The organism is Streptomyces sp. NPDC048434 (assembly GCF_043200375.1).
GTDB lineage: Bacteria > Actinomycetota > Actinomycetes > Streptomycetales > Streptomycetaceae > Streptomyces.
This window is the reverse complement of record NZ_JBICXQ010000032.1, coordinates 75432-87516: the sequence shown is the minus strand read 5'-3', so window position 1 is coordinate 87516 and position 12085 is coordinate 75432. Positions and strand designations below refer to the sequence as shown.

The 12085-nt window shown below is 70.7% G+C and carries 12 protein-coding genes; 7 read left to right on the top strand and 5 right to left on the bottom strand.

Annotated elements, in window-relative coordinates; translation table 11 throughout:
* Window positions 1–15 precede the first annotated feature (15 nt).
* The 5 genes from ACGFWI_RS31920 to ACGFWI_RS31900 all read left to right on the top strand — a co-directional run bounded on the left by ACGFWI_RS31920 (window position 16) and on the right by ACGFWI_RS31900 (window position 6082).
* Entirely contained in the window at window positions 16–276 is a 261-nt protein-coding gene (locus ACGFWI_RS31920) for a hypothetical protein (protein ID WP_393909523.1), read from the top strand.
* Between the two features lie 16 nt (window positions 277–292).
* A complete protein-coding gene (locus ACGFWI_RS31915) occupies window positions 293–496 on the top strand; it encodes a hypothetical protein (protein WP_393909522.1) in 204 nt (67 codons plus the stop codon).
* A gap of 222 nt (window positions 497–718) precedes the next feature.
* Window positions 719–1015 (top strand): Sec-independent protein translocase subunit TatA, encoded by a 297-nt coding sequence (gene tatA / locus ACGFWI_RS31910; RefSeq protein WP_393909521.1) that lies wholly within the window; start codon window positions 719–721, stop codon window positions 1013–1015.
* Between the two features lie 65 nt (window positions 1016–1080).
* The gene (gene tatC, locus ACGFWI_RS31905) at window positions 1081–2046 is read left to right on the top strand and encodes a twin-arginine translocase subunit TatC (protein WP_393909520.1); all 966 of its coding nucleotides are present in this window, start codon (window positions 1081–1083) and stop codon (window positions 2044–2046) included.
* 1219 nt (window positions 2047–3265) lie between these two features.
* Window positions 3266–6082 carry a DEAD/DEAH box helicase gene (locus ACGFWI_RS31900; RefSeq protein WP_393909519.1) on the top strand — a complete coding sequence of 939 codons (2817 nt, stop codon included), beginning with the start codon at window positions 3266–3268 and terminating at the stop codon, window positions 6080–6082.
* Between the two features lie 91 nt (window positions 6083–6173).
* Here the strand turns inward: ACGFWI_RS31900 and ACGFWI_RS31895 are convergent, their stop codons facing one another.
* A complete protein-coding gene (locus tag ACGFWI_RS31895) occupies window positions 6174–7292 on the bottom strand; it encodes an LLM class flavin-dependent oxidoreductase (RefSeq protein ID WP_393909518.1) in 1119 nt (372 codons plus the stop codon).
* Window positions 7293–7596: 304 nt separating this feature from the next.
* Between ACGFWI_RS31895 and ACGFWI_RS31890 the strand changes: the two genes are divergently transcribed.
* Together ACGFWI_RS31890 and ACGFWI_RS31885 are read left to right on the top strand one after the other, a co-directional pair.
* Window positions 7597–7953, top strand: a complete 357-nt coding sequence (locus tag ACGFWI_RS31890; RefSeq protein WP_393909517.1) for an L-rhamnose mutarotase — start codon at window positions 7597–7599, stop codon at window positions 7951–7953.
* 68 nt (window positions 7954–8021) lie between these two features.
* Entirely contained in the window at window positions 8022–8387 is a 366-nt protein-coding gene (locus ACGFWI_RS31885; protein WP_393909516.1) for a VOC family protein, read from the top strand.
* A 135-nt stretch (window positions 8388–8522) separates the two neighbouring features.
* Here ACGFWI_RS31885 and ACGFWI_RS31880 read toward each other — a convergent pair whose 3' ends face one another.
* From ACGFWI_RS31880 to ACGFWI_RS31865, 4 genes are all read right to left on the bottom strand, one after another.
* Window positions 8523–9260 carry an SRPBCC domain-containing protein gene (locus ACGFWI_RS31880; protein WP_393909515.1) on the bottom strand — a complete coding sequence of 246 codons (738 nt, stop codon included), beginning with the start codon at window positions 9258–9260 and terminating at the stop codon, window positions 8523–8525.
* Window positions 9261–9262: 2 nt separating this feature from the next.
* On the bottom strand, window positions 9263–9901 hold the full coding sequence (locus tag ACGFWI_RS31875) for an ArsR/SmtB family transcription factor (protein WP_393909514.1): 639 nt from the start codon (window positions 9899–9901) through the stop codon (window positions 9263–9265).
* Window positions 9902–10233: 332 nt separating this feature from the next.
* The gene (locus tag ACGFWI_RS31870; RefSeq protein WP_393909513.1) at window positions 10234–11091 is read right to left on the bottom strand and encodes a siderophore-interacting protein; all 858 of its coding nucleotides are present in this window, start codon (window positions 11089–11091) and stop codon (window positions 10234–10236) included.
* Window positions 11092–11140: 49 nt separating this feature from the next.
* Entirely contained in the window at window positions 11141–12055 is a 915-nt protein-coding gene (locus tag ACGFWI_RS31865) for a 5'-3' exonuclease H3TH domain-containing protein (protein ID WP_393909544.1), read from the bottom strand.
* Window positions 12056–12085 lie beyond the last annotated feature (30 nt).

Here is a 12085-nt window from a genome sequence, read left to right as displayed (position 1 = left end):
AGGAGGCAGCGAAGGATGACGACCACGATGGCGACCACCGCCCTGGCGGGCATGACCGCTCCGGTGCTCTTCAAAGCGGCCTGCCCGGACTGCCGGGGCCGCTTCGAACTGGCCTCGGACGCCTTCCGGCTGGCGATCGGCGCCAGCAGCCGCACCACGTTCTACTCCTTCACCTGCCCCGACTGCCGCCGTGCGGTGCGCAAACCGGCCGGCGAGCGGATCATCGAGCTGCTCACCGGCGGCGGGGTCCGCACGCTGCGGCTGCACACGGGCTGACGGATAGGCTCGCCCCATGCTCTGGCCCATGATCGCAATCGCCCTCGGCTTCGCCGGGATCGCCGTGCTCGGCGTCCTGGCCGTCCGGGTCTTCGCCGAGGTGCGGCGGCTGGCCCGTCAGGTCGGTGCGTCCTCGGAGCGGATCCAGCGGGCCGCCGAGGACCTGGAGCGGGCGGCCGTTCCGCTCGCGTCCCGGACGCACGAGACCGGCAGGGACTGAAGAGGTGGCCCAGGGCGTCGGCCCTCTGCTGCGGGGCTGGGCGGAGAGGTACGCTGCATCCGCGGTTCAGACAGCGCGGCGGTCGAGGCAATCGGGAGTATGTGAGGGGATTGCCCGGCGTTCACCACCGAACGTTACGATCGAGCTAGCACCAGGACGCCAGTCCGACCACTATCGGCAGGCACCACAGCAGACGCCGCCCCGGCGAGAAGGTAGTCGCAGATGCTCAGCAACCTGAGGGCCCCCGAGATCATCCTGATCCTCGTCGTGATTGTGCTGCTCTTCGGCGCGAAGAAACTGCCTGACATGGCGCGGTCGCTCGGTAAGTCGGCCCGCATCCTCAAGAGTGAGGCCAAGGCGATGAAGAAGGAGGGTGAGACGGACGGTGCCACGACCGGCACCACGTCCGAAGCGCCCGCCGACGCCGCGCAGCAGGCTCCTCGCACGATTCAGGCAGCTCCCGGTGATGTGAACAGCTCGCGCCCGGTGGCCGAGCCGCACCGCACCAACCAGAGCTGAGCCGAACCGATCCAGCCGCACCGATCCGTTTCGGGACAGGCTGACGCACGAGACGAGGACGTGGGTTGCCGAAGTCTGCCCGCAAGCAGGAGAAGGACCCCGAGGGGCGGATGCCGCTCGCGGCGCATCTGCGTGAGCTGCGCAACCGGCTGCTGAAGTCGGTGCTGGCGATGGGTGTGATCACCGCCATCGCGATGTGGCAGTACGACGCCATCGCCCACTTCATCACGGGGCCGGTGATCGACACGGTCGGCTGTCCCCGCGGTACGACGGCCACCACCCCGCGCGATCACCCGTGTGCGCAGGTCACGGCGAACGGCCTGCTGGCACCGTTCACCATCCTGCTCAAGCTGTCCCTCACGACAGGTGTCGTCGGCGCCAGCCCGGTCTGGCTCTACCAGCTCTGGGCCTTCCTCGCGCCAGGTCTGCACAGGACCGAGAAGAAGTACGCGCTGAGCTTCGTCGGCGCCGGAGTACCGCTCTTCCTCGCCGGCGCCTACCTTGCCTACGCGGTGTTGCCCACCACGGCCGGTGCCCTCGTCGGCCTGACCCCTGACGACTGGGCCAACTTCTTCCCGGCCGACGATTTCTTCGACATTGTCACGCGCATGATCGTGGTCTTCGGTCTCGCCTTCGAACTGCCGCTGCTCCTGGTGCTGCTCAACTTCGGCGGGGTGCTGACCGGTCACCGGATCCTGAGCTGGTGGCGGTTCATGGTGCTGGGCATCACGGTCTTCGCGGCCATCGCCACCCCGACCGGTGACCCGCTGACCATGGGGCTGCTGGCCGCTCCGATCGTGGTGCTGTACTTCGGTGCCGTCGGCATCTGCCTGTTCAACGACCGCCGCCGCAAGCGGGGCAATCCCGATGCGGGGCTGAGCGACGACGAGGCCTCTGAGCTCGATCTGGCGCCCTCCGCGGTCGGCGAGATCGAGTCGGTCTCCTCCGGCCGGATGCTGCCGGAGCAGGCGAGCGGTGACGCGGCCGACGGCGAATCGCGACGTCCCGGTGGCTACGACGACGTTACGTGACGGTTGGTTACCTGGCGTTATCCGGCGCCCTGGTTGTGTGCTGACGGCCCCTGTGCTCTTTGAGCCCGGGGGTCGTTTGCTTGGGTGGGGCTGTGTGTGGCTTGCGCCCTTGCGCCCTTGTGTCCTTGTGGCTGGTGGGGTGGGGCCGTGGGGATTCGTGTGGCCGCCGGTGGGGTGGGGGCCGGTGCACTGGGTGTGGTTCCCGTTTGGCCGTCCGGTTCGTGGGGGCCGGCGCATTGGGCGTGGGTTTCGTGGGTGGCGTGGGGTCGGTGGGGGCTGGGGCCGTGCGGGGTTGGTGGTTGCCTCGGGGGCCGGAGGGGACGCACCGGGGCCCGTCCTCGGCGCGGGCGGCTCTGGTCCATGGAGAAGGCACCCCGGCGTTCGCTCCGGTCCTGCGGGCGGTCCCCGGTACATCCCCTCCGGCCTACGCCCGTCCCCGTCTGCGGCCCGGCGGCACCGTCCGTCACCGACCACAAGCCCTGGTCCGGCCCAGCCCCACCCGTGCCCGGGCCGGCCGTGTTCCCTACCTGGGGTTGCGGTCCCTCCTGCCCGGCCAGTGCCCTGACACGTCCTGGTGCGGGTCGAGTCCGGCCATCGCCCAGTGCTCTGCCAGACCCCGGCCGGCCCAAGCCCGGGGTGGGGATGGTCTGCGCGGCTGGCGGCTCCCGGGCGCGGCGTCTGGCCGGTTCCTGCCAGGACCTGCCGATGGGGGTTGTGACGGTCATGGGTACGGCGGGAGGGCCGCCAACGTGCGGCGGTTGGAGGGGATGTCCGGTGACCCGCCCGCAGGACCGGAGCGAACGCCGGGGCTCCTTTCCTATGGACCAGAGCCGCCCGCGCCGAGGACGGGTTACCGGGCGTCCCCTCCGACCCACCACTCACGATGACTGGGCGCCCGGCCCCGGCCACCGGCAACGTGCACCAGCCGCCGCCGCGAAGCGACTTTGCCCCGGCCCCGGCCACCGGCAACGTGCACCAGCCCCGACCGTGAAGCGACGGCCTCGCCCCGCCCCAGCTACACACTCCGCAGCCGCAACAGCCCCGGCGGCACACCATGCATCGGCTCCTGCCGCGAAGCACCCGCATCGGCTCCTGCCGCGAAGCATCCGCCCCGGTCCGGACCAACGTGGCAGTGTGCGGCTCGGTGGGGCCCACTCGGTAACGGGCCGACATAAAGATCGGGTCGTTGTCAGAGGCGGCCGGTAGGCTCGTAGACACGATGACCGAGGACATGTCCCCTGCTGAGCGCTATGCCGCCGCCAAGCTCCGGGCGGCCGAGCAGGCCACCGCACTCGCCCCTTTCCGGGAAATGTACGACTTTGGTCTGGATCAGTTCCAGGTCGAGGCGTGCCAGGCCCTGGAGGCCGGCAAGGGCGTGCTGGTCGCGGCCCCCACCGGATCCGGAAAGACGATCGTCGGCGAATTCGCCGTCCACCTGGCCCTGGAGCAGGGCCGAAAATGCTTCTACACCACGCCCATCAAGGCGCTGTCCAACCAGAAGTACCAGGACCTGGTCAAGCGTTACGGCGCCGAGAAGGTCGGTCTGCTGACCGGCGACAACAGCGTCAACTCCGAGGCTCCGGTGGTCGTGATGACCACCGAAGTGCTGCGGAACATGCTTTATGCCGGCTCCCGGTCGCTGGCCGGCCTCGGCTATGTGGTCATGGACGAGGTGCACTACCTCTCCGACCGCTTCCGTGGCGCCGTCTGGGAAGAGGTGATCATCCATCTCCCCGAGTCGGTGACGCTGGTCTCGCTGTCGGCGACGGTTTCCAACGCCGAGGAGTTCGGTGACTGGCTGGACACGGTCCGTGGCGACACGGCCGTGATCGTCTCCGAGCACCGGCCGGTGCCGTTGTGGCAGCACGTCCTCGCGGGCCGCCGGATATACGACCTGTTCGAGGAGCGGGACGGCCAGAGCGGCGGCCGCCGCGAGGTCAATCCCGATCTGGAGCGGCTGGCGCGGATGGAGAACAGCCGGCCGACGTTCGGCCGGGACAAGCGCCGTGGCCGCAATCCGCGCGAGGCGGACCGCGAGCGTGAGCGGCGCCAGCGTGCCCGGATCTGGACGCCGAGCCGTCCCGAGGTCATCGACCGCCTCGACAACGAGGGCCTGCTGCCCGCGATCACCTTCATCTTCAGCCGCGCCGGCTGTGAGTCCGCCGTCCAGCAGTGCCTGTATTCGGGCCTGCGGCTCAATGACCAGGAGGGCCGCGAGGAGGTCCGTCGCATAGTGGAGGCGCGGACGGCCGGAATCGCGGACGACGACCTCCATGTGCTGGGCTACTACGAGTGGTTGGAGGGCCTGGAGCGAGGCATCGCGGCGCACCACGCCGGCATGCTGCCGACGTTCAAGGAGGTCGTCGAGGAGCTGTTCGTGAAGGGGCTGGTCAAGGCCGTCTTCGCCACCGAGACGCTGGCCCTGGGCATCAACATGCCCGCGCGGTCCGTGGTGTTGGAAAAGCTCGTGAAGTGGAACGGCGAGCAGCACGCCGACATCACGCCCGGCGAGTACACCCAGCTGACCGGCCGTGCCGGGCGCCGCGGGATCGACGTCGAGGGCCATGCGGTGGTCCTGTGGCAGCGGGGGATGAACCCGGGCGCGCTGGCCGGGCTCGCCGGGACACGTACGTATCCGCTGCGGTCCTCCTTCAAGCCGTCGTACAACATGGCGGTCAACCTCGTCTCGCAGTTCGGCAGGCACCGCTCGCGGGAGCTGCTGGAAATGTCCTTCGCGCAGTTCCAGGCCGACAAGTCGGTGGTCGGGATCTCGCGGCAGGTACAGAAGAACGAGGAGGGGCTCGAGGGCTACCGCGAGTCGATGACCTGTCACCTCGGCGACTTCGAGGAGTACTCCGGGCTGCGGCGGGAGTTGAAGGAGCGTGAGACGGAGCTGGCCAAGCAGGGCGCGGCACAGCGGCGGGTGGCGGCAGCGACGGCGCTGGAGAAGCTGAAGCCCGGTGACGTCATCCATGTGCCGACCGGCAAGTACGCGGGCCTCGCGCTGGTGCTCGACCCGGGTATGCCCTCGGGACGGACGAACGGCCATCGCGGCTTCGACGCGCAGGACGGCCCCCGGCCGTTGGTGCTGACCGCCGAGCGGCAGGTCAAGCGGCTGGCCTCGATCGACTTCCCGGTGCCGGTCGAGGCGCTGGACCGGATGCGGATCCCCAAGTCCTTCAACGCCCGCAGCCCGCAGTCGCGCCGCGATCTGGCGTCCGCGCTGCGGACGAAGGCCGGCCATGCCGTGCCGTCGCGGCATCGCAAGCCCCGTTCGGTGGCGGCCGACGACCGGGAGATCGCCCGGCTGCGTACGGAGATCCGGGCGCATCCCTGTCATGGCTGTGACGAGCGCGAGGATCACGCCCGCTGGGCCGAGCGCTACCACCGGCTGCAGCGCGACACCCGCCAGTTGGAGCGCCGGATCGAGGGCCGGACGAACACCATCGCCCGTACCTTCGACCGGATCTGCGCCCTGCTGACCGAGCTGGACTACCTCGAAGGCGACACGGTCACCGACGAGGGCCGCCGGCTGGCCCGCCTCTACGGCGAGCTGGATCTGCTGGCGAGCGAGTGCCTGCGCGAGGGCGTCTGGGAGGGCCTCGGCCCGGCGGAGCTGGCGGCCTGTGCCTCGGCGCTGGTGTACGAGGCACGGCAGGCGGACGATGCGGTGGCTCCCAAGCTGCCGGCCGGCAAGGCCAGGGACGCGCTGGGCGAGATGGTCCGCATCTGGGGCCGTCTGGATGCCCTGGAGGAGGACCACAGGATCAACCAGGCGGAAGGCGTCGGCCAGCGCGAGCCGGACCTCGGCTTCGCCTGGGCCGCGTACCGCTGGGCCTCCGGCTTCAGCCTCGACGAGGTGCTCAGGGAGGCGGAGATGCCGGCCGGTGACTTCGTCCGCTGGTGCAAGCAGCTGATCGACGTCCTCGGCCAGATCGCGGCGGCGGCCCCGCCCGGTGGCACGGTGGCGCGTACGGCCCGCAAGGCCGTGGACGGTGTGCTGCGCGGCGTGGTGGCGTATTCGTCGGTGCGCTGAGCCCCAGGGCCGGGACCGGCCCTGGCAGTGCAACGGCGCCGCACCCCCCTTTCGGCGGGGTGCGGCGCCGACTGCTGTCGCCGGAGGGACGTTACGACGCCTGCCGGCCGTCGGTGGCCGCCCGCTCCGCGTCGCGCTTGGCGACTTCCTCGCGTACGAGCGGGATGACATACCGGCCGAAGTCGATGGCGTCGTCGAGCAGGTCGTAGCCGCGTGCGGAGAGGATGTCCACGCCCAGGTCGTAGTAGTCGAGCAGGGCCCGCGCCACGGTCTCCGGCGTGCCGACCAGGGCGGTGGAGTTGCCCGCGCCGCCGGTCTCCGCTGCGGTCGGGGTCCACAGCGCCCGGTCGTGCCGCTCGCCCTCGGCGGCCACCGCGAGCAGCCGCTGCGAACCGGCGTTCTGCGGGTTCGTCAGCGGGTGCCGGCGGCTGAGCGTGCCGCCCGCCTTGCGGGCCTTGATCCGCTCCAGGGTGCGATGAGCCTTCTCCCAGGCCAACTCCTCCGTGGGCGCGATGATCGGCCGGAACGCGACCTGGATCCTGGGCAGTTCGCTGCGGCCCGCCGCCTGCGCCGCGGCCCGCACCGAGGCGATCTGTTCGGCGGTCTGCGCCAGCGGCTCGCCCCACAGGCAGTAGATGTCCGCCTCGGCGCCGCCCGCCGCGTACGCCGCCGCCGAGGAACCCCCGAACGACACCTGCGGGTGCGGCTGTTGGACGGGGAAGGTGTCCGAGACGAAGTCATGGAAGCGGTAGTGGGTGCCCTCGTGGTCGAAGGGCTCGTGGGTGGTCCAGATCTTCTTGATGAGGCGGATGTATTCGCGGGTGCGGTCGTAGCGCTCGTCCTTGGTGAGCCTGTCGCCCTCGCGGCCCTGCTCGTGGTCGTTGCCGCCGGTGATGAAGTGCACCGCGAGGCGCCCGTCGCTGATCCGGTCCAGCGTCGCGAAGGTCTTCGCGGCGTACGTGGGATACGAGACGTTGGGGCGGTGCGCCACCAGGATCTGCAGGGTCTCGGTGCGGGCCGCGACATAGGCGGCGGCCGGGGAGGGATCGGGGGAGCCGGAACCGTAGGCGAACAGCACCCGGTCCCAGCCGTACTCCTCGTGGGCCCGGGCCAGTTTCAGCGTGTAGTCCTTGTCGAAGGACGCCCCGGAGCGGGGGGTGACTTCGGAACCGTCATTGGTCGCGGCAATGCCGAGGAACTCGACAGGCATGGGTAGGGCCTCGTCTTCTCGTAGGTCGTGCGCTCATGGGCATGCGCGTGGGGCATGCGGGCGTACGGAATCGCCGTACGGGAGGGGGTGCTGCGCTACGAAGAAGTCAGCGGCAACAGGAGGCCGACCACACCCGACCGAAGTCGATGTGGTCACGGGTGACCAGCCGCTGCTGAGGACGCATGAGCTCAGTGGAACAGGTAGATGTATGTGCCGTCAACCAATTCCTGTCGCGGCGCGATGAGTTCACGGCGGTTCGGACGACCTGGGTGCGGTGGCCGGGGCGGTGGGGGAGGATGCCGCCATGCCTGCGACAAGCGACGAGGGCGCCGCCCCGGTGCGGCGCCTGGGAAAGCTCATCAAGCTGCGCCCGGAACACCGTGCGGAGTATCTGCGGCTGCATGCGGAGGTCTGGCCGGAGGTGCTGGAGATGATCAGCGCCTGCCATCTCCGCAACTACTCGATCTTCCTTGAGGGCGAGGTGCTGTTCTCGTATGCCGAGTACGTCGGTGAGGACTACGCCGCCGACATGGCGAGGATGGCCGCCGACCCCGTGACACGGCGGTGGTGGCAGCTCACCGACCCCTGTCAGGAGCAGACCGCGGGCGCCGTACCGGGGGAGTGGTGGACACCGATGCGGGAGGTCTTCCACCACGACTGAGCCGGCCGGTGTCGTCCCCGGCGGAAAACGCCGCGACAGGCTCCCAGGGCCGGTGAAACGCTGACGGCATGATTGATCACATCGCGATCCAGGTCAGCAATGTCGCGGCGAGCGCGGACTTCTACGACCGTGTCCTCGCCCCGCTCGGGGGCGAACGGACCAAGGAGTTCGGCGAGTTCGTCAGCTTCGGCGCCACCGGGCACACCCTCTGGCTCGTCCCTGCCACCGAGGACGGCCCGGCCCGCGAGGTGCACCTCGCCTTCGCCGCTGCCGGCCGCCCGGCCGTCGACGCCTTCCATGCCGCCGCCGTTGCGGCCGGCGCCGAGTCCCTGCACGCGCCACGCTTGTGGCCCGAATACCACGCGTCGTACTACGGGGCCTTCGTCCGTGACCCCGACGGCAACAACATCGAGGCGGTCTGTCATACGCCGTAGCCCCGCGGCGGCCCCCCGGGGCGGCGTGGCGATCCCGGTCCAGGTGCGCCGGCCACGCCGCCCGCCGTTCTTCGGTGAACGTGCGTCTTCTGCTTGCGCGCGCGTCACCCGGCCCGGCGCCCGGTGCGCGGCCCGTCAGCCGGTGCTGTCCGTCGCATAGACCCCGTCCAGCCAGCTCCGCCACGCCTGTCCCGCCTTCTCGCCGTCGCCGGTGCCGTCGAACAGATGGAGCGAGATGCCGACCGGTGCCTTGAAGGCGTTGCGGCCGAAGAAGCGGTACAGCCCGCCCTCCTCGGTCCGCAGGCCGAGGAAGTGCTCGGTGCGGTAGTCGATGACCGCGTCCAGCGGGTCCACGCCCGGCAGTTCGACGCGCAGCCGGTCGCCCGCCGCCATCGTGGCCGTGACGCCCAGGGCGCGCAGCAGCACCTCGAACCCGTCGTGGGTGAGCGACGCCGACGGGCCCTGGATGTCGGCGAAGGCCGCGGGACGGCCGCTGAAGTACCGGAGGTACTGCCCGAGGGTGTGCAGATAGAAGTCGGTGTGCAGCGAGGCACCGTCGTACTGGCCGTCCCAGTCGTCGTCGCTCATCACGCCGCTGTGGACGTAACGGAGTACGGCGGTGCCGCCTTCGCGGGCCTCGATGAGGTACTCCAGCGCGTTGAACCAGCCGTCCTCACCCTCCACACGGACCGCGAAACGGTGCGGCGGCTCCCAGGCGGTGACCGGGGAGTCGTCCGGGCCGCTGCCCCCGATGCCGGAGACCTTCTCCGTGGGGAACATCCACCCGCCCGTGCCGGTGGTGACGGCCGCGAAGACTTCTTCGGGGGCGGCCGGCAGCACGACCTCCCGGCGAAGCTCGAACTCTCTGGGCATGACTACTCCTCGGTGGGTGCGGTGGGGCCGGGCGCGGCGGCCGGGCCGGGCTCGTCGGCGGGGCGGGTGATGCTGGGGTGCAGGGCGACGATCAGGCGGTGCTTCCGTCCGCCCGCCGCCTTTTCGTCGTGGTATTTGGCGACGAGGTGGTTCACGGTGGCGCCGAGCTCTTCGGCGAACGCGGCCCGGTCGGCGGCGGAGGCGAACCGGATCTCGCCGTCGATGGCGAAGGTCGCCAGCCGCTGCTCGGCCTTCGTCGAGCGCTTGATGAGCTCACCCACCTCGCGCACCAGCCGAGCCGCGAGAGCCAGCAGCCACCGGGCGGAGAGCTGGTCCGGCGCCCGGTCGGGGTCGGGCGCGACGTCGGCCAGCGCGGCGGGTGAGATCACATAGGACGCGGCCGTCGCCTGCACGATCCGCTCCATGACATTGCCCTTGCGGCGCTCCTCGACCAGCTCGACCAGACCGTGCCGCTCCAGGGCCCGCAGGTGGTAGTTGACCTTCTGCCGGGACAGTCCGGCCTGCGCGGCCAGCGTCGTCGCCGAACCCGGCGCGGTGAGCAGGGCCAGCAGCCGCGCCCGCACCGGATCCAGCGAGACTCCGGCGGCGGCCGGGTCGTCGATCACTGCTACATCCATCACCCCCTCAGAGTGCGACCGAAAAACTTTCTTGTCAAGGATTGAAAATGTTGTCGGTGTGGATGTCGGTGGGGGCTTGCCGGGGCACCGGAGGCGGCGGGGCGTGGCGCGTGAGGGGGCCGGGCCGGTCGGGGCGCCCCGGAAACGACGAAGCGCCGGGCACGGGCCCGGCGCGGGGGAGGGGTGATCGGCCGACCGCCCCGCCTCCGCACCGGGAGGCGGCGCGGCGGCGGGGCGGAAGGCGGTGGAGAGGATCCGCCGACATGGCCGGCGGTGGGGGCAGGGGAATCCGTCCGTCGGGCGGTGGCCGTGGTGTCGGCCCGGAGGTGGCCGGGTCAGGAGGCCGCCGCTGTCGCGGACTCCTGCTCCGCCTCGACCTGCTGGTTCCAGTCGCGCTTGGCGGCCTGCCAGCCGTCCTCGTCGTGACCGGTGCGCCAGTAGCCGGAGATGGACAGTGCCTCGCGGGGGATCTCGCGCTCGACGCGGAGCAGGCGGCGCAGCTCCTTCACAAAGCCGGCCTCACCGTGCACGAACGCCTGGACCTGGCCGGCCGGGAACTCCAGCGCCCGTACGGCGGCGGCCAGTTCGCGGCCGACCGGTGTGGCGCCGCGGTACAGCCAGCTGATCTCGGCGCCGGCCGGTACGTCCAGTTCCTGGCGCTCCTCCGGGCCCGCCACCTCGATGAAGGCGTGCACCGGCACGCCCGCGGGTATCCGGGCCAGGGAGGCCGCGATGGCCGGCAGCGCGCTCTCGTCGCCCGCCAGCAGATGCCAGTCGGCGCCGGCCTCCGGGACGTACGCGCCGCCGGGGCCGAGGAAGCGGATCTCGTCGCCCGGCTTCGCCGCGGCTGCCCACGGACCGGCCAGGCCCTTGTCGCCGTGCACCACGAAGTCCACGCTCAGCTCGCGGGTTTCGGCATCCCAGGCGCGGACGGTGTACGTACGGGTTCTGGGCCACTGGTCGCGCGGGAACTCGGCGCGGATCTGCGTGATGTCGAACGGCTCGGGGTAGCGCACGCCGGGCAGCGGAAAGACCAGCTTGACGTAATGGTCGGAGTACTCGCCCACCGTGAACTCCGCCAGCCCTTCACCGCCCAGCACCACACGGACCATGTGCGGGGTGAGTTGCTCGGTGCGCTCTACCCGGGCGAGGTGCAGGGTGGGCTTCTTGCGGGACGGACGCTCTGCTGCCACGGCGATCTCCCCTGATGCGATATTTGTTAGGTATACCTAACTTAACAGGTCATCGGCGGAGGGTGAGGAGCAGGCGCTGCAGGGCGCCGCCGAGGCCCCATTGGGCGGCCAGTGCTTCCAGGCGCTCGGGGTCGGCCGGTTCGGCCGGCACGGCATGGTCGAGGGCGGGGACGGGCACGTCGGTGGCCACCTTCACGACCTTCGGCGCGATCGCGACATAGGGGCGCGCCTCCAGCAGCCGCTTGCGCTGAGCGGGGGTCACCTTCGAGGCGGGGTCCTCGGCGGCGGCCATGATGCCCGCCAGATCGCCGTAGCCGGCCAGGAGTTTGGCCGCGGTCTTCTCGCCGATCCCCGGTACGCCGGGCAGGCCGTCGCTGGGGTCGCCGCGCAGCAGTGCCAGATCGGCGTAACCGGGGCCGTCCACGCCGTACTTCTCGCGCAACAGCGCCTCGTCGGTGATCTGGAGGGTGCCGACGCCCTTGAGCGGATACAGGATGCGGATGCCGCGCCGGTCGTCGACGAGCTGGAAGAGGTCGCGGTCGCCGGTGACGATGTCCACCGGGCCCTTCGCCTGAGCGGTCAGGGTGCCGATGACGTCGTCGGCCTCGTAGTCGGCCGCCCCGATACGGGCGATGCCCAGGGCGTCCAGGACGTCCTCGATGACCGGGACCTGCGGCGAGAGGGTGTCGGGGATCTCCTCCTCGTCGGGCTCCGCGGAGCCCGACGGGGCCTCCTCGGCGACCCGGTGCGCCTTGTAGGAGGGGATCAGATCGACCCGCCACTGGGGGCGCCAGTCGAAGTCCATGCAGGCGACCAGGTCATCGGGGTGGTGGTCCTGGACGAGCCGGGCGATGAAGTCCAGCAGGCCGCGTACCGCGTTCACCGGGGTGCCGTCCGGAGCCCTGACTGATTCCGGTACTCCGAAATAGGCGCGGAAGTAGAGAGAGGCGGTGTCGAGGAGCATCAGGCGTCGAGTCACATCCCGCATCTTGCC

What these genes read in the sequence shown, in the direction of transcription:
- ACGFWI_RS31920 (WP_393909523.1), top strand. Translation starts at nt 16, where the DNA reads ATGACGACCACGATGGCGACCACCGCCCTGGCGGGCATGACCGCTCCG.
- ACGFWI_RS31915 (WP_393909522.1), top strand. Translation starts at nt 293, where the DNA reads ATGCTCTGGCCCATGATCGCAATCGCCCTCGGCTTCGCCGGGATCGCC.
- tatA (WP_393909521.1), top strand. Translation starts at nt 719, where the DNA reads ATGCTCAGCAACCTGAGGGCCCCCGAGATCATCCTGATCCTCGTCGTG.
- ACGFWI_RS31900 (WP_393909519.1), top strand. Translation starts at nt 3,266, where the DNA reads ATGACCGAGGACATGTCCCCTGCTGAGCGCTATGCCGCCGCCAAGCTC.
- ACGFWI_RS31895 (WP_393909518.1), bottom strand. Translation starts at nt 7,292, where the DNA reads ATGCCTGTCGAGTTCCTCGGCATTGCCGCGACCAATGACGGTTCCGAA.
- ACGFWI_RS31890 (WP_393909517.1), top strand. Translation starts at nt 7,597, where the DNA reads ATGCCTGCGACAAGCGACGAGGGCGCCGCCCCGGTGCGGCGCCTGGGA.
- ACGFWI_RS31885 (WP_393909516.1), top strand. Translation starts at nt 8,022, where the DNA reads ATGATTGATCACATCGCGATCCAGGTCAGCAATGTCGCGGCGAGCGCG.
- ACGFWI_RS31880 (WP_393909515.1), bottom strand. Translation starts at nt 9,260, where the DNA reads ATGCCCAGAGAGTTCGAGCTTCGCCGGGAGGTCGTGCTGCCGGCCGCC.
- ACGFWI_RS31865 (WP_393909544.1), bottom strand. Translation starts at nt 12,055, where the DNA reads ATGCTCCTCGACACCGCCTCTCTCTACTTCCGCGCCTATTTCGGAGTA.